The 23,071-nt window shown below is 29.2% G+C and carries 19 protein-coding genes; 15 read left to right on the forward strand and 4 right to left on the reverse strand.

Annotated elements, in window-relative coordinates:
* Positions 1 to 46: 46 nt before the first annotated feature.
* The 6 genes from H9I45_RS01175 to H9I45_RS01200 all read left to right on the forward strand — a co-directional run bounded on the left by H9I45_RS01175 (position 47) and on the right by H9I45_RS01200 (position 5,750).
* A complete protein-coding gene (locus H9I45_RS01175; protein ID WP_088354998.1) occupies positions 47 to 556 on the forward strand; it encodes a DinB family protein in 510 nt (169 codons plus the stop codon).
* A gap of 119 nt (positions 557 to 675) precedes the next feature.
* A complete protein-coding gene (locus tag H9I45_RS01180; protein WP_088354997.1) occupies positions 676 to 1,380 on the forward strand; it encodes an esterase family protein in 705 nt (234 codons plus the stop codon).
* Between the two features lie 26 nt (positions 1,381 to 1,406).
* Positions 1,407 to 2,558, forward strand: coding sequence for an ATP-grasp domain-containing protein (locus H9I45_RS01185; protein WP_176397594.1), 1,152 nt, complete (start codon positions 1,407 to 1,409; stop codon positions 2,556 to 2,558).
* 58 nt (positions 2,559 to 2,616) lie between these two features.
* Positions 2,617 to 3,711: a carboxylate-amine ligase gene (locus H9I45_RS01190; protein WP_088354995.1), complete on the forward strand. Its 1,095-nt coding sequence runs from the start codon at positions 2,617 to 2,619 to the stop codon at positions 3,709 to 3,711.
* A 14-nt stretch (positions 3,712 to 3,725) separates the two neighbouring features.
* Entirely contained in the window at positions 3,726 to 4,541 is an 816-nt protein-coding gene (locus tag H9I45_RS01195; protein WP_088354994.1) for a type 1 glutamine amidotransferase, read from the forward strand.
* A 6-nt stretch (positions 4,542 to 4,547) separates the two neighbouring features.
* Positions 4,548 to 5,750: a hypothetical protein gene (locus tag H9I45_RS01200; protein ID WP_088354993.1), complete on the forward strand. Its 1,203-nt coding sequence runs from the start codon at positions 4,548 to 4,550 to the stop codon at positions 5,748 to 5,750.
* Positions 5,751 to 5,855: 105 nt separating this feature from the next.
* Here H9I45_RS01200 and H9I45_RS01205 read toward each other — a convergent pair whose 3' ends face one another.
* From H9I45_RS01205 to H9I45_RS01220, 4 genes are all read right to left on the reverse strand, one after another.
* The gene (locus H9I45_RS01205; RefSeq protein ID WP_088354992.1) at positions 5,856 to 7,055 is read right to left on the reverse strand and encodes an ATP-grasp domain-containing protein; all 1,200 of its coding nucleotides are present in this window, start codon (positions 7,053 to 7,055) and stop codon (positions 5,856 to 5,858) included.
* A 41-nt stretch (positions 7,056 to 7,096) separates the two neighbouring features.
* Positions 7,097 to 8,509 carry a leucyl aminopeptidase family protein gene (locus tag H9I45_RS01210; protein WP_176397593.1) on the reverse strand — a complete coding sequence of 471 codons (1,413 nt, stop codon included), beginning with the start codon at positions 8,507 to 8,509 and terminating at the stop codon, positions 7,097 to 7,099.
* Between the two features lie 2 nt (positions 8,510 to 8,511).
* Positions 8,512 to 9,285, reverse strand: coding sequence for an alpha/beta hydrolase (locus tag H9I45_RS01215; RefSeq protein ID WP_088354990.1), 774 nt, complete (start codon positions 9,283 to 9,285; stop codon positions 8,512 to 8,514).
* A 208-nt stretch (positions 9,286 to 9,493) separates the two neighbouring features.
* On the reverse strand, positions 9,494 to 9,916 hold the full coding sequence (locus tag H9I45_RS01220; RefSeq protein ID WP_191141241.1) for a winged helix-turn-helix transcriptional regulator: 423 nt from the start codon (positions 9,914 to 9,916) through the stop codon (positions 9,494 to 9,496).
* 95 nt (positions 9,917 to 10,011) lie between these two features.
* Between H9I45_RS01220 and H9I45_RS01225 the strand changes: the two genes are divergently transcribed.
* From H9I45_RS01225 to H9I45_RS01265, 9 genes are all read left to right on the forward strand, one after another.
* On the forward strand, positions 10,012 to 10,455 hold the full coding sequence (locus tag H9I45_RS01225) for an SRPBCC family protein (protein WP_088355503.1): 444 nt from the start codon (positions 10,012 to 10,014) through the stop codon (positions 10,453 to 10,455).
* Between the two features lie 314 nt (positions 10,456 to 10,769).
* On the forward strand, positions 10,770 to 11,987 hold the full coding sequence (locus tag H9I45_RS01230) for a site-specific integrase (RefSeq protein ID WP_088355489.1): 1,218 nt from the start codon (positions 10,770 to 10,772) through the stop codon (positions 11,985 to 11,987).
* A 51-nt stretch (positions 11,988 to 12,038) separates the two neighbouring features.
* A complete protein-coding gene (locus tag H9I45_RS01235; RefSeq protein ID WP_228455002.1) occupies positions 12,039 to 14,039 on the forward strand; it encodes a hypothetical protein in 2,001 nt (666 codons plus the stop codon).
* Positions 14,040 to 14,140: 101 nt separating this feature from the next.
* Entirely contained in the window at positions 14,141 to 14,425 is a 285-nt protein-coding gene (locus tag H9I45_RS01240; RefSeq protein WP_088355487.1) for a helix-turn-helix domain-containing protein, read from the forward strand.
* A gap of 221 nt (positions 14,426 to 14,646) precedes the next feature.
* Positions 14,647 to 15,327 (forward strand): hypothetical protein, encoded by a 681-nt coding sequence (locus H9I45_RS01245; protein WP_140422788.1) that lies wholly within the window; start codon positions 14,647 to 14,649, stop codon positions 15,325 to 15,327.
* A 123-nt stretch (positions 15,328 to 15,450) separates the two neighbouring features.
* On the forward strand, positions 15,451 to 18,153 hold the full coding sequence (locus tag H9I45_RS01250; RefSeq protein ID WP_088355485.1) for a class I SAM-dependent DNA methyltransferase: 2,703 nt from the start codon (positions 15,451 to 15,453) through the stop codon (positions 18,151 to 18,153).
* Entirely contained in the window at positions 18,153 to 19,793 is a 1,641-nt protein-coding gene (locus H9I45_RS01255) for an RNA/DNA-binding domain-containing protein (protein ID WP_088355484.1), read from the forward strand. The genes H9I45_RS01250 and H9I45_RS01255 overlap by 1 nt, the downstream gene beginning before the upstream one ends.
* 134 nt (positions 19,794 to 19,927) lie before the next feature.
* Complete coding sequence (locus tag H9I45_RS01260) at positions 19,928 to 21,865, forward strand: DEAD/DEAH box helicase (protein WP_088355483.1); 1,938 nt, start codon at positions 19,928 to 19,930, stop codon at positions 21,863 to 21,865.
* Entirely contained in the window at positions 21,858 to 23,048 is a 1,191-nt protein-coding gene (locus tag H9I45_RS01265; protein WP_088355482.1) for a GIY-YIG nuclease family protein, read from the forward strand. Before H9I45_RS01260 ends, H9I45_RS01265 begins: the two co-directional genes overlap by 8 nt.
* The last annotated feature ends 23 nt before the right edge of the window (positions 23,049 to 23,071 follow it).

Genomic DNA, 23,071 nt, shown 5'->3' on the forward strand with positions numbered 1-23,071 from the left:
TTCTCAAACTTTTTTTAATTAAATTACTCCATATAAAACCATAAAAATGATTCCAAAAAACGAATATGCTCCTTATTTCGAACAATACATTCAACTTGTTTCCAATAATGGAAAGTCGATTCTTGAAAATTTAGAAGATTCTCAAAAACAATTCGATACTTTATTTAGAAACCTACCTAAAGAAAAACATAATTTTTCTTATGCTGAAGGAAAATGGACTTTAAAGGAGTTAATACAACATACCATAGATACAGAACGTGTTTTCTGTTACAGAGCACTTTGTTTTGCAAGAAATGATAAAACATCATTACCAGGTTTCGACCAAGATGTTTTTGTAGATTATAGCAATGCAAACGAATTAGATTATTTTGATTTATTAGATGAAATGGCAGTTTTAAGAAAATCGTCTATTCAATTGTATAAAAGTTTCTCGGAAGAGGCATTATTAAGAACAGGAATTGCGTCCGATAAAAAAATGTCTGTTAGAGCTTTAGGTTATTTATTTTCTGGACATCAATTACATCATTTTAATATAATTAAAGAACGATATTTATAAGATTTACATAATAAAAGTTATTAAAAATAATAGGATTACTAAATCGTATTGTTTTTTGACTTAAATGTCTGAAATAGCGTAATTTTGCTAACTAATTTTATAAATAAATATTTAGTATCTTGAAAGAAGATTATCACAAATGGTATTCGCCAACATTAAGCAAAGAAATTGAAATGTTGGTTTTTGGTCACGCAGGTTATCCACTTGTATTGTTTCCAACAACTATGGGGCGTTTTTTTGAATGTAAAAACATGAAACTAATAGAATCTGCAAAATGGTTTTTAGAAGAAGGTTTAGTTCAAATTTACTGTCCAGATAGTATTAACGAATTAAGTTGGTACGATAAAGGAATTCACCCAGCAGATCGTGTTAAAAATCATATTTGGTACGATAAGTTTATAATGGATGAAGTTGTAAATCCTATTTGTCATGAAAGAGGAATCCAAAAAGTAGCTATTGCAGGGGTAAGTTTTGGAGGTTATCATGCAGCAAATTTTGCATTTAAACATCCAGAAAGAGTAAGCCATATGTTTAGTTTAAGCGGCTCTTTTGATATTAAATCTTTTTTAGATGGTTATTATGATGATAATGTTTTTTATAACAACCCAGTAGACTTTCTACCAGGAAGTAATCATCCAGATTTATGGAATATGAAAATTATTTTAGGAACAAGTGATTGGGATATTTGTTTAGAAGCAAATCAAATATTAGCAAAAATATTAACTGAAAAAAACATACCTTTTTGGTTTGACGAACGAAAATGGGCAGAACACGATTGGCCAATTTGGAGAGAAATGTTTCCACATTATTTATCGAAAATTTAAAAAACTAACAAACTAAAAATATACAAATGAAAAAAATTGGAATTTTATTCGGACAAGAAAATACGTTTCCACAAGCCTTTATAGATAGAGTAAACAAAAAAATAGCAGAACAAGGCATTAAAGATATGATGGCTGAAGCAGTTTTAATTGATACTGTAGAACAAGCAAAATCAGATGAATATGCAGTTATAATAGACAGAATTTCGCAAGATGTTCCTTTTTACAGAGCGTTTCTAAAAAATGCAGCAATTACAGGAACAGCTGTAATCAACAATCCATTTTGGTGGAGTGCAGATGAAAAATTCTTTAACAATGCTTTGGCAGAAAAAGTAGGTGTACCAGTTCCGAAAACATTTATTTTACCATCTTCTCATAGACCACCAGACACAGATGAAAACTCTTTCAGAAACATGAAATACCCTTTTAACTGGGAAAGAATGTTCGATACAATTGGTTTTCCTGCTTACATGAAGCCGCATGATGGTGGAGGTTGGAAAAGTGTTTACAGAGTAGAAAATCCAGATGATTTATGGCAGAAACATGGAGAAACTGAAAACCTTGTGATGATGTTACAGGAGGAAATTAACTTTAAAGAGTACTTTAGATGTTATGTTTTAGGGACAGATAATGTTCACATTATGCAATATGAACCAAGAAATCCCCATCATTTACGTTATGTTTTAGATGGAGATCCTGTAGATCAAAAAATATTAGATACAGTTCACGATTACTGTATTCGTTTAAACAAAGCTTTAGGTTACGATTTTAATACTGTTGAATTTGCAGTACAAGATGGTGTTGCTTATGCAATTGACTTTTGTAATCCTGCTCCAGATGCCGATATAAATTCTGTTGGTGCAGACAACTTTGAGTGGATTGTAGAGAATGCTGCAAACATGGCAATTGAAAAAGCAAAACAATACAAGAAAGGTCAAATGAATCTTACTTGGGGAAGTTTTGTTACTGATCAAATTGCACCAGCAAAAACTCCTACTAAAAAAGCGCCAGCTAAAAAAGTAATAACAAAAAAGGCTCCTGCAAAGAAAGTTGCTGTTAAAAAAGCATCAGCGAAAGCAGTTGTAAAGAAAGCTCCAGCTAAAAAGGCAACTACTAAAAAAGTAGCAGTGAAGAAAGCACCTGTAAAAAAGGCAGCAACTAAAAAAACGACAAAGAAATAGCATTCCCAAAACCTGATTGTTTTCCACAATCAGGTTTTATAAACTAACCTTTTTTTCTATGAAATTTACATTAGGTATTGAAGAAGAGTATCAAGTAATTGACCCTGTAACAAGAGAATTAATCTCTCACGATCAAAGAATTGTTACAGAAGCTGCCAAAACTTTAAACGAGCAAGTAAAAGCAGAAATGCATCAAGCTGTAGTAGAAGTTGGAACAAATATTTGTGAAAATATTCAGGATGCAAGAGCACAAGTTACACATCTTCGAAAGTCAATTTCTACAATTGCTAACGATTTGGGTTTTAAAATTGGTGCAGCTGGTACACACCCATTTTCAGAATGGGAAAACCAGTCAATTACTCCAAATCCACGTTATGACGAGATTGTAAATGAATTACAAGATACTGCAAGATCTAATTTAATTTTTGGTTTGCACGTTCATGTTGGTATGGCAGATAAAGATATGGCACTTCATTTGGTAAATGCAATGCGTTATTTTTTACCTCATTTGTATGCTTTATCTACAAACTCTCCTTTTTGGGAAGGCAGAAATACTGGTTTTAAATCTTTTAGATCTAAAGTTTTCGATAAATTTCCAAGAACAGGAATCCCAGGAGTTTTCGATAATTATGCACAATACGAAAATTATGTAAATCTTTTGGTAAAAACCAGATGTATAGATAATCCAAAGAAAATTTGGTGGGATATTCGTATTCACCCAGTTTTTCCAACATTAGAGGTTCGTATTTGTGATGTTCCAATGACTGTAGATGAAACGATTTGTATTGCTGCATTAATACAAGCCTTAGTTGCTAAATTGTATAAGTTAAGAACACAAAATCTTAATTTTATGGTATATCATAGAGCCTTAATTAATGAAAATAAATGGAGAGCAGGTCGTTATGGAATTGATGGAAAAATGATAGATTTTGGAAAAGAGGAAGAAGTGGAAACAAAACTATTAATGCGTGAATTTGTAGACTTTTTAGACGATGTTTTAGATGATTTAGGTTCAAGAGAAGAAGTAGAATACATCTTTAAAATTTTAGAAAACGGAACAGGAGCAGACAGACAATTAAAAGTATACGAAGAAACAAAAGACTTGAAAAAAGTAGTAGATTATATTACAGAACAGACTATTTCAGGATTATAATTATAGAATTTTAAATGACAAAAAATAAATTAAAATTAGCAATATTAGACATGAACAACAACCAACCTAACCAAGGTTTACGTTGTATTAAAGAGATTGCTGAAACTTTTTGTGAAGAGGTAGATTTTGCTGTTTTTGATGTAAGAGCAAAAAATGAAATCCCTGATACTTCTTACGATATTTATATTTCAAGTGGAGGGCCAGGAAGCCCTTTAGAAGAAGAGATTTGGAGGAAACCCTATTTAGATTTAATGCAAGAATTATGGGATATCAATAAAAATTCTTATCAGAAAAAACATGTGTTTTTCATTTGTTATTCTTTTCAAGTAATGTGTAATTATTTTGAATTAGGAGAAATAAAATTAAGAAAAAGTACTTCTTTTGGTATTTTAAAAGTGCATAAAACAAAAGCTGGTAAAAAAGACTTGCTTTTAGAAGGTTTGCACGACCCTTTTTACGCTGTAGATTCCAGAGATTGGCAATTAATTCAACCAAGATTAAAAGTTTTTAAAGAGCATGGGGCTTCAATTTTAAGTTTAGAGAAAATTAGAACCCATGTAGAATTAGAGCGTGCAATTATGGCTGTTCGTTTTTCTGATGAATTTGTGGGAACACAATTTCATCCAGAAGCAGATCCAGTAAGTATGGAAGCATTTTTTGCTTTGCCTGAAAATAAGCAAATTGTAATTAACAGTTTTGGAGAAGAAAAATACGAACAAATGATGGATAGAATGGACGATGCTGATAAGCTAATTATGACGTATAATACCATTTTACCGAAGTTTATTACGAATGCAATTAGTACGATTCAAGAACCAATATTATCTTAATTTCCAATGATACATCAAAATAGAAAGTTATACAATGAGAATTTTTCTGAAGAAAAGTATCAACTTTTTTTAGATGATATTGACAAAAGTTTCAACTATAAACCCATTTTTAAAATTGCTGAAACACCTGTTTTTATTCCAAAAGAATTAAAAACAAAATTGGTAGATGCTTGTAATGATATTATGGAAGTTATCAATAAACCCAACTTTAAAGAGTTAACAAATGGTGCTTTTTTTGATGATGATAGAATTGTGCCTAATGAAGATGAGAATTCTAAATTTTTACAATTAGATTTCGGAATTTGTGAAGATGAAAAAGGAAATTTAGTTCCAAAATTGATTGAATTACAAGGTTTTCCATCATTATATTTCTTTCAACACTTATTGGGAAGCATGTATCGCAAACATTTTGGAAATGTAATTCCAGAAAATTATTCTCAACATATTAATGGAATGACACCTAAAGATTTTGTTGCATTATTGCAACAAGAAATCGTAGGAGATACAAACCCGAAACAAGTAATTTTATTAGAAATAGAACCAGAAAAGCAAGCAACAGCAATTGATTTCTATGCAACAGAAAAAGCCTTAGGAATTAAAATATTATGTATTTCTAATTTGATTAAAAAAGGAAAAGAACTTTTTTATTTAGATAATGAAGGCAAAGAAATAAAGATTTTAAAAATCTATAACAGAATTATTTTTGATGAATTAGATCAACGAAAAGATTTAAAAACCGAGTTTAGTTTTTTAGATGAAGTAGATGTAGAATGGATTGGCCACCCTAATTGGTTTTACAGAATAAGTAAGTACACAATGCCTTTGTTAAAAGGAGATTATGTGCCAAAATCATTTTATTTAGATCAATTAGAAGAAATTCCAGAAGATTTAGAAAATTATGTATTAAAACCATTGTACTCCTTTGCTGGAGTAGGAGTGGAGATTCATGTAACTCGTAAAATGATTGATGAAGTTACCAATAAATCGAACTATTTATTACAAGAAAAAGTAGCATACGCACCAATTATAGAAACTATGGATGTTCCTGCAAAATGTGAAGTTCGTATGATGTTGTTGCACAATTCTAAAACGAACAAAACAGAAATTGTTAGCAATTTAATTAGAATTAGTAAAGGAGAAATGGTTGGCGTAAAATATAATAAAGACAAAACTTGGGTAGGAGGTAGCACCGGTTTTTTTGAAAACTAAAACCTAACTATTTATTTAGATTTAGCGCCGTTTAAATTCAAAAAAAATAGAATACCAAACCTTCAACTTTTAAAAGTTGAAGGTTTTTATTTTAATTATAAATTTCTATAAAGATTTATCTGGAGCAGGAATACTAGCATGAAATTCAGAAGAAATTCTATGTGTGTATCTATCTAACAATTCTAAAACACGTTCGCTGGATTCAGATACTATTATTAAACCAATATGCCACTGTTTATTCATTCTCCAAACTATTTCTTTGTCTGTAAAGCTGGAAGTATCAGGATGTTCGAATCTACTTAAAGAAACTACAATTCCTGCATATTTATTATGAATTTTAGGTAATTTATAAACCTCATTTTTTAGGTTTGCTGTTTCAATTTTGGCCCATTCACCCCAAAGATTTACACCAGAAGCATAGGCAACCATTTCTGCTAAATTTGCACCACCAACTCTCGATGAAGTTTCTAAAAAGAACAATTCTCCAGTGGCTTTCGATTGAATAAATTCTGTATGAGAAGCTCCAGATTTCATTCCAAAGGCTTTCATCACTTGTTTATTCATTTTTTGCAATCCCTTTTCTACTTTAGAACCAATTTCTGAAGTTGCAGATCTAAAAATTCCTCCACTATGAGCTACCTCAAAAGGTGTATCTAAATATTTGCTGACTCTCGCAAAAACTACTTTACCATCAACATTTAAACTATCTACATGAAAAACATCTCCAGGAGCAAATTTTTCAACCAAATAATTATCTCTTTCATCCCCTAAATCATTAACAATTTGCCACAATTCATCTTTAGAATGTATTTTTTTAATTCCTGTTGCAGAAGCTTCCATTCTTGGTTTTAATAGCCAAGGAGCAGGAATTGTATCTGCATAATTGTTAATATCATCATTATTAAAAAGCGAAGTAAATTCAGGTACATTTACACCTTCATTATTTGCTTTTACACGCATTGCCAATTTGTCTCTAAAATAATGTGCAGTAGTTCTACCCATTCCTGGCATTCTAAAATGCTCACGTAAAAGAGCCACTTTTTCTACATCAAAATCATCTAAAGCTACAAACCTGTTAAAGTTTATTTCCCTGAATTTATATGAAATTCCTTTAATTACATCATTCTGGTTCCATTCTTCTATATAAAAAACATCGTCAATTGCTTCCCAAGGCCAATTTTCGTTCTCCAAACTTTTTTTGGTCAATAAATAGACTTTATTTCCTGCTTCTTTACAGCTTTTAATAAAATCTTCACCTTTAAAGTAAGTGGTTATGCAAAGAAAATTTAATGGTTGTTGAGACATAATTTTAGATTTGGTGTTTTATAAATTTACAAAATAGAAAATTACTTTGTTGCTTTTTCTTTAATGAAATTTGTAATTAGTTGAATTCCAAATCCTGTTGCACTTTTCATTTTTGCGTATTGAGATCCTCCAAATGAAACACCAGCAATATCTAAATGCATCCATTTTGGATGTTTTTCTGTAAAGAATTCTAAAAATTTTGCAGCATTAATAGCACCTTCAATTGGTTTTCCGTTGAAATTTTTAATATCTGCAACATCCGATTTTAAATCTGCTTCATAATCTTCGAACATTGGCAATTGCCAAACGCGTTCTTGATACTTGTAACCAATTGCAGACATCGAATTTGCCATTTCTTGGTTCTGTGTAAACATTCCTGCAGCAGAATAGCCTAAAGTTCTTACCACACTTCCTGTGAGTGTTGCTAAATCGATTAAATATTCTGGATTAAACTTTTTAATAGCATAACTAATTCCATCAGCTAAAACCAAACGACCTTCTGCATCTGTATCTATAATTTCGATGGTTTTTCCAGAATAAGAATTAATAACATCTCCTGGTCTATAACTTTCTGCATCAACAGCATTTTCTGCTGCTGCAACAATACCCACAATGTTAATGTCTAATTTTAATTTAGCCACTAATTCTACAACTCCTAAAACTACAGCTGCACCACCCATGTCACTTTTCATGTAGTGTAAGTTGGTAGAACCTTTAATTGAAATTCCCCCAGAATCGAACGTGATTCCTTTACCAACCAATGCAATATCTATGTTTTTAATTTTCTTTGGTGTGTATTCATTTACAATAACTACTGGTTTATTTATACTTCCTTTTCCAACAGCTAAAACAGCATCAAACCCTTTTTTCTCTAATTCTTTATGTTTAAAAATAGTGCATTTGTAATCCGATTCTTTGGAAGATTTTTTTGCCCAATCTCCTAAATATTCAGGAGTTTTAATATTTGGTGGAGCATCTACCAACCCTTTAATTTTATTAATTGCTTCTCCAGTAAATTGCCCTTCTTCTAGCTCTTTTTGAATATCTTTAGCAGAGACAAATTTAATGTTTGCATCTTTAATTTCTTCTTTGGTAGATTTAAAAGCGCCAATTACATATTGTGCCATTTCTAAACCAATTACTCCTTTTTTTAAGCTTTCTGTGGAAAGATTTTCAGCATAAAACTGAATATTTTCTCCCCAATATTTTTTAGTTTCGAAACAGAATTTACGAAAAGTATCTTCTAAATTCGCCTCGTTTTTTGCTTCACCTAAACCTACTAAATATATTTTATTTCCTTTTTTCCCATATACTAAATGATGTGTTAGAAAACTACCATCAAAATTCGGGTTTTCAATAGGAAGTAAGTTTTTTATGGCTCCTAAATCATCTTTTTTACAAGTTAAAATAAAGTCTTTAGTAAGATCTAATTCTTTTATATGTGTATATTTCATAATTATTTTTCGTTGAAAAGCCATTTGATAGCCTTTGGGAATTCTTTGCGCCAATGAACTTCGGAATGATTTCCTTCTTGATTTATTGAAAAATGAAAATCGATATGATATCCTTTAATCATTTTTTCTTTAATAATTCCACCTAATTTTAATGCATTTGGTAGATGTTCTTTGCTTTCTTTTCCACCAGAATATAAATATATTTTAGCTTCTTCTAAAGGCATAAAACTTTTTGTATTGTCGAATATTTTCTTGGAAATCCATAAGCTTGGAGAGAAAATCATTAGTTTACCAAAAATTCTTGGGGCAGATAAACCTGCATATAAACTAATTAAACCACCCATAGAACTTCCACCAATTCCAGTATTTTCGAAATCGGTTAATGTTCTGTATTTTTTATTTACATAAGGCAGTAATTTTTCAATCATAAATTCGATATAAAAATTTCCTTTGCCTTCTCCAAAACGTGGATGATAATAAGGTAGATATTCCGAAATTCTTTCTTCTTCTCCATGGTTAATGGCGATAATAATAATATCTGCCAAACCTTGTTCTGCCAATTTCGTCAAAGATTTGTCTATTGCCCAATCTCCATATTGCGCCATTGGATTAAATAAATTCTGTCCATCTTGTAAATATAATACAGGATAATGTTTATCTGTTTCGTAGTAATTGTGAGGTAATAATGCCGAAATTCTTCTGGTCGCGTTTAAATGCGGAATTTCATAAGCTTCTTCAATCGTCTCTATAATGGGATTAAAATCCGTCAATGTCATGTGCTATGTTTTATAGCGTCAAAAATACGATTTTGCACATTTAAATACCACATATATTAGATATGTTTATAAACAACAAAAACCTCATTTTTTTAGATAATTTATTACACCAAATTAGGGTTTTATAATTTGTAGATATGGGTTATGTTCTTTTATAATTATATTTTAGTACAAGTTAGAATTACTAAAATATTTGAAATTCTATTTGTTATATACGCATGTTGTGGGTAGTTTTTATTCGGTCAACTATTTCCGATGTCACTTTATTAAAATTAGAATTCACTTCATTTTTAAATTCACTATTAGCATTATTTCCGTCAATATTGTTTGCTCCCCATTTATAAATTTCAATAACTATCGGAATTAATTCAATTCCTTTTTCTGTTAACGAATACAGATATGAAGATTTATTATTCCTATCAACTTCTTTTTTTACAATATCATTTTCAAGTAGTCGATTTAATCTGTCAGTAAGAATATTTGTAGATATTTTTTCAACTGTTACTAACTCGTTAAAGTGTCTGTTGTTAAAGAAAATAAAATCTCTTAAAATTAGTAAAGTCCATTTGTCTCCAAAAATGTCAAGCGATAAGCTAATTGGACAGTCCGACCTTCTTTCAATCTGTTTCATATGCAAATATATAAAAATGCACTTGTAAAATAAAAGTACTTTTATATATTTGCACTTGTAATTCGCAAGCACTATTAATATTTTAAAATTAAATTATGTCATACACAACAATGGTTTCGATTAATGGAACTACACAACAAGTATTCAATGCTATTTCACAACACGTCCAAAAATGGTGGGGAAATACAGATAATTCAGTTTCTTCAGTTGGTGATGAATTCACAACAAGTTTTGATAGTACTTATTGGAAGTTTAAAATCTCCGAATTTGAACCAAATACAAAAATTGTATGGAAATGTATTGAGGCTAAACATATTCACAACGGTTATGATGGAATTGAAAAAGAGTGGGAAGGAACTCTTGTTGAATGGGTTTTGGAAGAAAAAGGTCAAAACGAAACAATTCTAAATTTCGCACATAATGGATTAGTTCCTGAGTTAAACTGTTATGAAATTTGTTTTCCGGCTTGGGAAAGATTTGTAACTCAAAGTTTAAAGAGTTTTGTTGAAACTGGAACTGGAATGCCTCATCTTTCTTAAATTACCCACAACGGTTTTGTGTATGATTTGTGGCGTGTTTAAGCAACTAATTTAGCAAATAAAAACCGAATAGAAAATCCGCGAGGATTTTCGTAAGTAGGCGAGAATTAGCCATTAATTATACACGTTGTTGTCTAATTATTATATTCAATTTCTTTAAAATTCACTTAAACCCTTATAAATAAAGGCTTTTGTTGTTTTGTGCAATGCAAAATAATGTAATAAAATACATAAAAAAGCATTGTTTGTTGTACCAAATGTTGTACCTTAGTATTGGTTTGCAGTCTATTGCACTACTTATAAATCAATATGTTATGGCTTCAATTAAATTAATTTTAAAAAAAGATAAGATTGATAAATCTGGTAAAGCACCTCTTTATCTTAGAGTAATAAAAGACCGAAAAACTAAATTTATTTCTTTAAGCTTAAAATTAGAGCCTAACGAATGGGATGAAGAAAAGCAAAAAGTAAAGAAAAATCATAGTAATTCTACACGACTAAATAAATACATCTCTCAAAAGGTTGCAGATGCTCAGGGGCAAATAGCAGATTTAGAAACTAAAAATCAATCAACATCGGCAAGAAAATTAAAAGAAGCTATCAAAGGTAAACCTTTAGTTAATTTCTTTGAGTATGCATACAACCGATGCGAAAAACAAAAAGACACTTTAGCACTATCAACATATAACAACTATAAAAACTACTTGAAAAAGTTTGAAAAGTTTATAGGTCATAAAGAGTTAATGTTCGATGATATTACGGTTACGACATTAAAAGATTATGCAGGTTACTGTAGCACCACTTTAGGTAACAATAACACGACGATAAACTTTTCTTTAAAGATTCTTAACCTAATGTTTAAAGAAGCGCAGAGAGAGGATTTAATACCGTTAAATCATTTTCCTTTTAGTAAGTTTAAAGTCAAGAAAGCAAAAAGCACAAAACGTTTTTTAACTACCGAACAGTTAGAAGCTTTTATTAAATTAGAGGTTTCAGATAAAGCAAAGGCACAAATTATAAAAGATATGTTTCTGTTTTCTGTCTTTTCAGGAGGTTTAAGGTTTGGCGATATAATAGAATTAAAGTGGAATAATTACAATGCTAAAACGCATAAAATAACTAAGACAATACGCAAAACAAACAGACAGCATAGTATTAGAATTGGTCAAGTTGCAATTGATATTTTAGAAAAATATAAAACTGAAAATGTAAATCAAAATGATATAATATTTCCTTTCGCAAATATTGATAGCGATTATTTTACAGACCGAGAACAAAGAGCAAAAGTAGTAAGACAAGCAATAGCATTAAGCAATATGTATTTAACTAAAATGGGTAAAATTTTAGAGCTACCATTTTCTTTAACCTTTCATATTAGTAGACATACATTTGCTACCAGAGCATTAAATAATGGTATGAGAATAGAACACGTATCTAAATTAATGGATCATTCCGATATTGGAATAACACAAGTATATGCAAAAATTATAAGTAGTGAATTAGATAATGCAGTAGATAAATACATCAATTAAAATATGTTTAACAAACCAATTAATAACATAGTTAAAGAGCATTTTAAAATAATGCGTAAAACAGCAAAACAGAAAGCTGAAAAGGATTTTAAAGTAAACATACTTGAAAAGATTGATGGTTTAGACGACTTTCAAAAATTAAAACTATGCGTTGCTGAAGATGATAAGATTAGATTATTAAAAAATGAAGATAAACATCCTTACTATATCAATAATAGCGATGATTGGTTACTAACCCAATTTGCAAATCGATATTTTTTACTAAATGTTGATGAAACAGAAGAGTTTATTCAATCAGTATATTTAGGTGATTATGGTAGTTTAATTTTTAAAGAGATAGATAGATTAATAAAGAAAATTCCAAAATTAACTTATGAAGATTTTATAGCTGGTGTTCAATGTGAATATCTTGAAACTTTCGAATTTTATTACAATATAGAAAAAGAAGACTACTATGAAATTTCGAAATGGCAAATGAATGTTTTGTTAGATATAGTTCAATATGATGTGCTTAATGTTATTAGGGATTACCAGAAGTATTGCAAAACAATTGATAATCCAATTAACTTTATAACAAACGAGCTATCTATTCTTGAAGAAGAAGTTATTGAAACAATAACTGATGCTACTGCTTTAAAACAAATTTTATCAAAATTATATATTTTCAAGAATAATGATATTAGCAAATATGATAATGATTTACTATTAGAAAATTATCCTTTGTTTTTTAATGATGAAAATAATTATAGAAAGCTAAATCCTGAAAATTTAAAAGAGCCTTTAAACAATATTTCTAACGATGTTAAAAATATTATCAGTAATGAGCTTACTTTATTTTATGTTTTAGATACTGTATTAAAATGGATGAAAAGCATAATCAAAGGGAAGTCCTTGCTTGAGCCTTTTGAATATATAGATTTAAAAAAGAAAATTGATGAAGTTAAGGGAGAAACAGAAAATGAATATCAAAAAGAAATTGAGGAATTAAATGATTTTTGTTTCAATAATGAAGCTATTACTTCCGAACAGAAAAAGGAATATTTAAGAGCTAAATTTGAAGATGAAATTGATGCTTATAATAAAATTAAAGATAAAAGAATATTCTTCTTTCTTAGAGATGAAAACGAAAATTTATTGCTTGAGAATTTAAGGTTCAGTTATATTATCAATGATTCACTTGATGAAGTATTAGATGAATTAAAAAAAGCATATAGGATTTTAAATGTAAGTTGGGAAATATCAAGTATATTTTTTGAATTGTTTGATAGTAAAACAATGTACTATAAAAAAGATTCTGGTTCACATCTTATGATTCATTCACTAATGAATGATATGGTGTTAGATAAAGATGATTATAATGAATTACATTCATCAATGGATAATTTTTTTGAGCGATTACAAAATGATTCCGTTCCATTAGATATTCATTTTGTAAATCATCGTAATATATACATACGCTTATTTGAAAAATGTATTTCAAGACTTCAAGAAGTATTAGATAATGCTGAGCCTAGTAATAAAGTACTGTATATTCAAACACGATTAAAAGAGTTAAGACAGAGAGAATTAAGGTTCAGAACTATTTCAGAAAGAAATGAAGAGTTTGAAGATAAAGAAGATAAATACCCAAATCTATTTAAAGAATTTTTATCCATAGAAGCAGAATTTATAAAAGAAACAGTTCAAATAAGTCCTATTACTTTTTTACCCAATCAAACAAAATCTATATCATTAGTAGTAGAAGAAACAGATAGTTTTAAAACATTTGTAAATCAGGAAAAGCAAGATTATATTCTAAAAATACTTGAAGATTTAGCAATTACAAAAGATGGTGTATATAATTTGGGAGACAGAAGTAAAGGAACTATAAGAGGAGTAATTGAAGCTTTAAGAGAAGAACATATCATTCCAAAATTGAGTTTAAAAAAGTTGTGTGATATGGTAGCTAATCAAATTAATTTAGTGTTAAAATCAAAATTGGATTGGTCAACTACATCAGATAATTACAAGAAAAAGGCAAAACAATACATAAAAGACAATCCATTTCATTAAAATACAGTCAATAAAAGGTCTTATAAGGTCAGCCTTATAAGTACTTATCCAGAGCTTAATATTTGTTGCAGAAATAATTAGTAACATTAAAAATTAAGTAAATGGAAGCAGTAATTTTAACAGCAGAACAGTACAACAATTTAGTATCAAGGTTAGACAAATTAAACTCTACAATAGAGTCTAATCAAAAACCATCAAAAGAAACTTTTCTCGACAATCAAGAGTTTATCCAGCTAATGCATATTAGTAAAAGAACAGCTCAAACTTGGAGAGATGAAGGTAAAATATCATTTTCTCAAATTGGTAGTAAAATCTACTACAAGATGAAAGATGTAGAAGTCTTACTAGATAAAAACTACAATAAAGCCTTTAAAAGTAAAAGGTAGTTATTTTGTATGATACTACAAAAATAGTAAAGCTTATAGATAAACTACCAAAAGAAGCTGTTACCAGAGCTAAAGAACCTTTTCATTGGAATAATTGTTTGTGGTTACCACGTTTTAATAAATATGGTGAAGTAACTAACTATGAATCTAATATACTCAATTTAAAGCTCTGGTTAAGGGGTTCGGAACTAACAATTTGTAATAGTTTACAAAAGTTTTATATGAAAAATAATTACCAAGTATTTACATTTAATCAAGTACAGGAAGCTATTTATAATTTAGATGCATATTTTGATTTTGACCTACTTAGCGCAGAAGTAAAAAAAACCGCAATAGCAGTAGTTATAAGTGAAAATGAAGACAATACCTTTAGAAATTGGTTAGAATACAAAGGAAATAAGCCAATATTGATGCGTAATAGCACAAGAATATATGGTGCTCATTTTAAAGGCACAAACTATAATATTAAAGGTTATGATAAAACGTATCAAACAAAGGCAGAAAGTAACACAAAGTTATCTGAAAGCTTAATCCGTTTTGAGTTAGAAGCAAATAGTAGGTATTTTAATAATCGTAAACATCCAATTGGTATTTATACAGTAGCAGATTTAGTAAATAAAAGTAAGTTTGATGCTTTGGCAGATGAATTATTAAATATCTACGATACTATAAAGAAGCAACCAATAATTAATTATCAAAAATTAAAACCTAAAGAAATATTATTGTTAGGTGCTATGAAAGATAAAGACAGTTTTAATGGGTTAAAAAAATATCATAAACACTCTTTTAAGTTGTTAAGAAAAGACTATTCTAAATTATTAGATAGTATCGCTGATGTTGAGTTAGAAAATAGCATTAGAAGAAAAATTTTAGAACAGATTAATTACTGTAAAAACAACTAATCTTTTTCAACTTGTAATATACCCTAAAACAGGGGTAAAAAGTAAATGAGGAAATCCTTATTATTTAATCAATAAATAATTATATTTTTATGAGCTGATTAAAAGAGCAATAGAAAAGATTAAATGAACGCATCTCAAATAGAAAAAAACGTAATAGCATTAGTTGAAAATTTCAATAAAGAAGAATTTGTATTCGATTTATTGAAAGCATACGGTATTTCTAAAACATCAATAACACGTTTAAAAAAAGGAGACTTTAATTTATCTAAAATTGATGGAGAAGTACTTTATAAAAGTAAAATGCTATTTAAAGAGGTTGAATCTGGTGCTTTATTAAATACTATTGATGAATTAACTAAAGATACAGATTCATTAAAACACAATCCAAGATTTGTAATTGTAACAGATTACAAAACATTATTAGCAAAAGATATAAGAACAGGATTAGCGTTAGATACACCTATTCTCGAAATTCATAAACATTTTGGTTTCTTTCTACCTTGGGCAGGTCAAGAAAAATATGCTCAAAAAAATGAGAATTATGCAGATAGAAAAGCGTCTTACAAAATGGCGAAGCTCTATGATATATTAGTTACAGAAAACCCAAACATCTATGACGATGGTGGTCATAACCTAAATATCTTTCTATCTCGTTTACTCTTTTGCTTTTTTGCAGAAGACACAGATATATTTCCAATTGAGGGAATGTTTACAGATACATTAGAGCAACATACTCAAAAAGATGGAAGTGATACACATACATTTTTAGATAGGCTTTTTAAAGTTCTTAATACAAAAGATAACAGTAAAGAAGCAGCTCATTTTAAAGAGTTTCCATATGTAAATGGTGGTTTATTTAGAGATACAATTGTATCACCGAAGTTTACTAAAGAAGCACGAAAAATAATTGTTGAGTGTGGCGATTTAGATTGGAGCGAAATCAACCCTGACATTTTTGGTTCTATGATACAGGCAGTAGTAAATCCTGCATATCGTAGTGGTTTAGGAATGCATTATACTTCTGTACCTAATATTATGAAGGTAATAGAACCTTTGTTTTTAAATGAATTAAACGAAGAATTTGAAAAGCATTTTAATGATGTAAAAAAACTAAATAAACTCATTAATAGAATTGCAAAAATTAAAGTGTTTGATCCTGCTTGTGGTAGTGGTAATTTTTTAATTATTGCTTATAAACAATTAAGACGATTAGAAATAAAGATTTTAGCAAGAATCTATGAAGTTAATCATCAGCTAAATTTAGGTTTTCCAGATGTGTACACTAAAATTAAACTCTCTCAATTTTATGGTTTAGAATTAGACGATTTTGCACACGAAATGGCAATTTTATCTTTATGGTTAGCAGAACACCAAATGAATAAAGAGTTTGTTAATGAGCTACACGATTATGGTAAAGCAGAAGATATTTTACCGCTAAAAGAAGCAGGTAATATAACACAAGGTAATGCCACACGTTTAAACTGGGAAGATACCTGTCCTAAAAATGAAGATGATGAAATTTATATTTTAGGTAATCCACCTTATTTGGGTTCTCGCAATCAAGACAAAGAGCAAAAAGAGGATATGAAATTTGTCTTTTTGAAAGACTACAAAAGCTTAGATTATGTGAGTGCTTGGTTTTATAAAGGAGCAAAATATATTCAAGGCTTCAATGCACAATTGGCTTTTGTATCTACCAATTCTATTTGTCAAGGAGAACAAGTGTCTTTAACTTGGCCACGTATTCTTAACGAGAAGGTTGAGATAGGCTTTGCACATCAAACATTTAAATGGACGAATAATGCAAAAGGTAATGCAGGTGTTTCTGTTGTTATTGTTGGTTTAAGAAATATATCAAATAAGCAAAGACTAATCTACATAGACTCACATAAATTAAAAGTGTTGAATATTAATGCTTATTTAACTGGTGGTCCAAATATTTTTATTTTTAAGAGGTCAAGACCATTAAGTAATATTCCCAAAATGTCTTATGGTAATATGCCTTTAGAAGGCGGGTTTTTAAGATTTCGAGATGATGAAAAAGATAAAATAGTAAAAGATGTAAGAACTTTAAAATATATAAGAAATGTTATAGGTGGTGAAGAGTTTTTAAAAAATATTAATAGATATTGCTTTTGGATAGATGATGAGGATTTAGAAGATGCTATTAAAATTCCAGAAATAAATGTTAGAATAAAAAATGTAAGAGAGTTTAGAGAAAATGGCGGTGAAGTAGCTCGAACTTTGGCTAACAGGTCACATCAATTTAGGTATAGAAATGAGCCTTCAAATAATCAAATTGTAATTCCTTGTACATCTTCAGAAGGAAGAGAGTATTTACCTTGTGGCTATTATGATAGTAGTTACATTTCTCTAAATTCAGTTCAGACAGTTTATGATGCAGAACCTTGGGTTTTTGGATTATTATATTCAAAAATGCATAATAATTGGCTTTCTGCTGTTGGAGGAAAGCTGGAGTCTCGAATTAGGTATTCCTCTGCTTTGTGCTATAATACTTTTCCTTTTCCTGATATTAATGAAAAACAAAAAGAACAAATCAACCTACACGTTTTTGAAATATTAGAAGAAAGAGAAAAGCATCCTGAAAAAACTATAGGTGATTTATATAATCCTGATAAAATGCCTAAAGGTTTAAAAGAAGCACATCATCAATTAGATTTAGCTATTGAGCGTTGTTATCGTTTAAAACCATTTGAGAGTGATACAGAGCGTTTAGAATATCTTTTTAAAGAATATGAGAAGATGATAAATAAAAACACCTTGTTAGAAAAACCAAAAAGAACTCGTAAAAAGAAAGCTAAATAATGGAAACAACTTTAGATACATTGTTAAGTTTATCTACCGAAAATGAAGTAGTAGAATTTAAAGAAGCTAAAAACCAAATTGATAAAGATAAATTAGGTAAATATTTTTCTGCTCTAGGAAATGAAGCAAATTTATCTAATAATTCTTGTGCTTGGTTATTGTTGGGTGTAAATAATAATAAAAAAATTATAGGTACAAATATTTCAGACACTCAATTAAATGAGTACAAGCAAGAAATTGCAAAACATACGTCACCCACAACCAATTTTATAAACACACATAGGGTAACTAAAAATGGTTTAGAGGTAATAATGTTACAAATACCTATCGCACCCAAAGGAATTCCTTTATCTTGGAAAGGGCATTGTTATGGTAGAGACGGTGAAAGTTTAGGAGCATTATCATCTGACGAATATGATAGAATTAAAAATCAAAATAAAACAGAAGATTGGAGTGCTCAAATAATTAAAGAAGCTTCAATTTTAGATTTGTCTCAAGAAGCTATTACCCAAGCTCGTTTAAGATATACTCAAAAGAACCCTAATTTAGAAGAAGATATTAAACATTGGTCAGATACTGTTTTCTTAAATAAAGCAAAACTTACTATAAAAGGTGCAATTACAAATGCTACAATAATTTTACTGGGTAAACCTGAATCAGAACATTTTATAAATCCTGCAACTTCTAAAATTACTTGGATACTTAAAGGCAGTGATAATATTGAAAAAGATTACGAACATTTTACTTGTCCTTTACTTTTAAATATTCAACAAGTTTATGGTAAAATACGAAACTTAAAGTATCGTTATCTTACAGATGGCACTTTGTTTCCAGAAGAAGTAGACCAATACGATTCTTACATCATTCGCGAAGGTTTAAACAATTCTATTGTGCATCAAGATTATACATTGGGTGGTAAAATATTGGTGGTAGAAAACGAAAATGCAACCTTAACTTTTGCTAATGCTGGTAGTTTTATTCCGCAAAGTATTGAAACCGTAATTAAAGCAGATGCACCAGAATCTAAATACCGTAATAAATTTTTAGCAGATGCTATGGTCAACTTAAATATGATTGATACCATAGGGAGTGGTATAAAAAAGATGTATCTAATTCAGCGTAAAAAATATTTCCCTTTACCAGATTACGATTTAACTAATAACAAAGTAAAAGTTACCATTACAGGTAAAATTGTTGATGTAAATTATGCTCGTAAAATAGCCCAAATGCCAAATTTATCTTTAGAAGAAATTATGCTTTTAGATAAGGTCGCTAAAAATAAAATATTAAGTGCAGAGGAAATAAAAACCCTTAAAACAAAGAAACTTATTGAAGGCAGAAAACCTAATTTTTATATATCATCTAAAGTGGCATCAGCAACTAATCAAAAAGGAGATTATATAAAAATGAGAGGCTTTAAAGATGAACATTATAAAAAAATGATTTTAGAATATTTAGATAAATATAAAAGTGCATCAAAAGAAGATATTGATAAACTCATTTTAGATATACTACCTAATGTTTTAGATATTAATAAAAAGAAGAATAAATTAAGAAATATTATCTATTCGATGTCTAAAAAAGATAATAGCATCAATAATATAGGAACAAATAGAAAACCTATTTGGATAAAAGTTTAACTAAATCAAATAAAATTTAGATAAACTTTAGACATTTTTTAGATAAACTTTAGTTGTTTAAGCATGTTTAACCGCTATAAAACAATAGGTTACAGTAATATAAATTAGACATTTTAGATAAACTTTAGATATTTATGCCAGATATAGTACACGTAAAATACCAACAAACAGGAAAAAGTAAAAGTACCAATGAGTATGGTATGAGAGAAATGCAACAAAAAGCATTTGAGGCTCGTACTGCTCAATATTTATTAATTAAAGCACCGCCAGCTTCTGGTAAATCTCGTGCATTAATGTTTATTGGTTTAGATAAATTAATAAATCAAGATATAAAGAAAGTAATTGTAGCAGTTCCAGAACGGTCTATTGGTAGTTCATTTGCTAAAACAGAATTAAAGAAGTTTGGTTTTTTTGCAGATTGGGAACCTAATCCAAGATATAATTTATGTACGCCTGGTATAGAAAAAAGCAAAGTAACTGCATTTCTGAATTTTTTAGAAAGTGACGAAAAAATACTAATTTGTACACACGCTACATTGCGTTTTGCTTTTGATGCAATAGATGAAAAACAACTCAATGATTGTTTATTGGCAATAGATGAATTTCATCACGTATCCGTAGATGGTGATAATAAATTAGGATTGGTTTTAAGTAGTGTAATGGAAAAATCTACTGCACACGTAGTTGCAATGACTGGTTCTTTCTTTAGAGGAGATTCTGTACCAATTTTATTACCAGAAGATGAAGCAAAGTTTACTAAAGTAAAGTACGATTATTACCAACAACTAAATGGCTATAATTATTTAAAATCATTAGGTATTGGGTATCACTTCTATCAAGGGAAATATACTTCTGCTATTCACGAGATATTAGATGAAAACAAAAAAACAATAATTCATATACCAAGTGTAAATTCTGGAGAGTCTGAAAAAGATAAATATGAAGAAGTGAATAGAATTGTAGATGGTTTAGGTGAATTAGACTATCAAGACCCAGATACAGGTGTTTTATATGTAATAAGTAATGCTACAGGTAAAACGTTAAAGATTGCAGATTTAGTTCACGATAATCAAAAGGATAGAGATAAAATACAAGAATATTTACGTAATGTAACAAGTGTAGATGATATAGATATTATCATAGCATTAGGTATGGCAAAAGAAGGGTTTGATTGGCCATATTGCGAACACGCTTTAACGGTTGGTTATAGAGGTTCATTAACAGAAATTATTCAAATTATAGGTAGAGCAACAAGAGATAGTGAAAATAAATCACATTCTCAGTTTACCAATTTAATAGCACAACCAGATGCAGAAGATGACTTAGTAAAATTATCAGTAAATAATATGCTAAAAGCTATTACAGCATCATTGTTAATGGAGCAAGTGTTAGCACCTAATTTTAAATTTAAACCAAAATTTCCAGACGAAGATGATGATAATTCAGAAGATGACGATGATACTATAAAAATAAATGGCTTTAAGTTACCAAGTTCACAAAGAGCAAAAGATATTATTGAAAGTGATATTAATGACTTGAAAGCAAAAATAATGCAAGATGATACAATGCTAAAGGCAATGCCTGGTAATGTAGACCCAGAAGTTATTAATAAAGTATTGATACCTAAAATTATTAAAGAAACCTATCCAGACTTATCTGATGAAGAAGTAGAATCAGTACGTCAACACGTAGTAGTGGATTCTGTTGTTAAAAATGGTACTATTGAAGAAGTAGGCGATAAACGCTTTATTCGTATGGCAGATAGTTTTGTAAATATTGATGATATTAATATTGATTTAATAGATACAATCAATCCATTTCAGAAGGCATTTGAAATATTATCTAAATCAGTAACAGCATCAGTATTTAAAGCAATCCAAGAAACTATTGATGCTACAAGAATAACAATGACTGATGAGGAAGCAATTATATTGTGGCCTAAAATAAAAAACTGGATAGCAAAAACAGGAGAACAACCAAGTATTCAATCTTTCGACCCACAAGAAAGACGTTTAGCGGAAGCAATTATATTTTTAAAAGAGCAAAAGCGTAAAGCCCAAGCAAATGAGTAAAAAGAAAACATTAGAAGATATATTTAATGATGATGAGTTTGGAATTTTAGATTCTAAACCCAAAAACTCTAATGTAAAAACTGAAGACGAACGCTTAATTGAATCGTTCCAAGATATTAATGTCTTTTTTGAAAAGAATAATCGTGAACCAGAAGCAACTAATGTAACTGAATTTAAACTGCTATCAAGATTAAAAGCATTAAGAAAAGATGCTAAAAAAGTAGAAATATTAAAACCTTATGATTCGCATAACCTTTTAAACACTAAAGAAGAAGTAAAATCAGTAGAAGATATATTAAATGATGATGATTTAGGGATATTAGATACAGATGAAACCTTGTCTATATTTAAGTTGAAGAATGTAAAGAGCGCATCAGAAAGAGCAGAAACAGATTTTACAGCAAGAAGAAAAGCAATGAGTAATAAGGATTTTGCGCCTTATGAAACACAATTTAAAAAAGTACATAAAGAATTAAGAGAAGGTAAACGTAAATTAAAAGAATTTAAAGACGTAGAAAAAAACCTTGAAGAAGGTAAATATTATGTTTTAGATGGTGTATTGTTATTTTTAGAAAAAGATGGTTCAGAGAATAGGCAAATAGGTGATAGAACAAGAAAAGATGGTAGGACTATAACTATTTTTGAAAATGGTACAGTTAGTAATATGTTTTATCGTTCATTAGCAAAAGCATTATATAATAACGGAAGTATTGTTTCAGATACAGATAAAGATGCAGAGGATGAACTTTTTAAAAATGCAAATATCATCACAGATGAAGATGATGTAACAGGTTGGATTTATGTATTACAATCTAAATCAAAAAATAAAGAAATAGCATCTATTAAAGATTTGTATAAAATAGGGTATTCAACAGTTCCTGTTACTGAACGTATAAAAAATGCATCAAAAGAGGCTACATATTTAATGGCTGATGTTCGTATAGTAAATGCGTATAGAATTTATAATGTAATTACTCAAGATTTTGAAAGTTTAATACATCGCTTCTTTGCAGAAGTATGTTTAAATGTAGATATAAAAGATGAAAAAGGTAGAAGAATAACACCAAGAGAGTGGTTTGTTGTTCCTTTTCAAATTATTGAAAAAGTTATTTCTTTAATAGAAACAGGTGATATAGTTAACTATAAATATGATAGTGTTAATCAAGCCTTATTAGAAAATTAATAATCTGTTGTGTAGTTTTAGTG

This window comes from Polaribacter haliotis (assembly GCF_014784055.1).
Taxonomy (GTDB): domain Bacteria; phylum Bacteroidota; class Bacteroidia; order Flavobacteriales; family Flavobacteriaceae; genus Polaribacter; species Polaribacter haliotis.

Coding starts and splice junctions, on each gene's coding strand:
- H9I45_RS01175 (WP_088354998.1), top strand. CDS start 47: ATGATTCCAAAAAACGAATATGCTCCTTATTTCGAACAATACATTCAA.
- H9I45_RS01195 (WP_088354994.1), top strand. CDS start 3,726: ATGACAAAAAATAAATTAAAATTAGCAATATTAGACATGAACAACAAC.
- H9I45_RS01235 (WP_228455002.1), top strand. CDS start 12,039: ATGCGTAAAACAGCAAAACAGAAAGCTGAAAAGGATTTTAAAGTAAAC.
- H9I45_RS01255 (WP_088355484.1), top strand. CDS start 18,153: ATGGAAACAACTTTAGATACATTGTTAAGTTTATCTACCGAAAATGAA.
- H9I45_RS01200 (WP_088354993.1), top strand. CDS start 4,548: ATGATACATCAAAATAGAAAGTTATACAATGAGAATTTTTCTGAAGAA.
- H9I45_RS01265 (WP_088355482.1), top strand. CDS start 21,858: ATGAGTAAAAAGAAAACATTAGAAGATATATTTAATGATGATGAGTTT.
- H9I45_RS01210 (WP_176397593.1), bottom strand. CDS start 8,509: ATGAAATATACACATATAAAAGAATTAGATCTTACTAAAGACTTTATT.
- H9I45_RS01220 (WP_191141241.1), bottom strand. CDS start 9,916: ATGAAACAGATTGAAAGAAGGTCGGACTGTCCAATTAGCTTATCGCTT.
- H9I45_RS01205 (WP_088354992.1), bottom strand. CDS start 7,055: ATGTCTCAACAACCATTAAATTTTCTTTGCATAACCACTTACTTTAAA.
- H9I45_RS01260 (WP_088355483.1), top strand. CDS start 19,928: ATGCCAGATATAGTACACGTAAAATACCAACAAACAGGAAAAAGTAAA.
- H9I45_RS01225 (WP_088355503.1), top strand. CDS start 10,012: ATGTCATACACAACAATGGTTTCGATTAATGGAACTACACAACAAGTA.
- H9I45_RS01245 (WP_140422788.1), top strand. CDS start 14,647: ATGAAAAATAATTACCAAGTATTTACATTTAATCAAGTACAGGAAGCT.
- H9I45_RS01250 (WP_088355485.1), top strand. CDS start 15,451: ATGAACGCATCTCAAATAGAAAAAAACGTAATAGCATTAGTTGAAAAT.
- H9I45_RS01190 (WP_088354995.1), top strand. CDS start 2,617: ATGAAATTTACATTAGGTATTGAAGAAGAGTATCAAGTAATTGACCCT.
- H9I45_RS01230 (WP_088355489.1), top strand. CDS start 10,770: ATGGCTTCAATTAAATTAATTTTAAAAAAAGATAAGATTGATAAATCT.
- H9I45_RS01185 (WP_176397594.1), top strand. CDS start 1,407: ATGAAAAAAATTGGAATTTTATTCGGACAAGAAAATACGTTTCCACAA.
- H9I45_RS01215 (WP_088354990.1), bottom strand. CDS start 9,285: ATGACATTGACGGATTTTAATCCCATTATAGAGACGATTGAAGAAGCT.
- H9I45_RS01240 (WP_088355487.1), top strand. CDS start 14,141: ATGGAAGCAGTAATTTTAACAGCAGAACAGTACAACAATTTAGTATCA.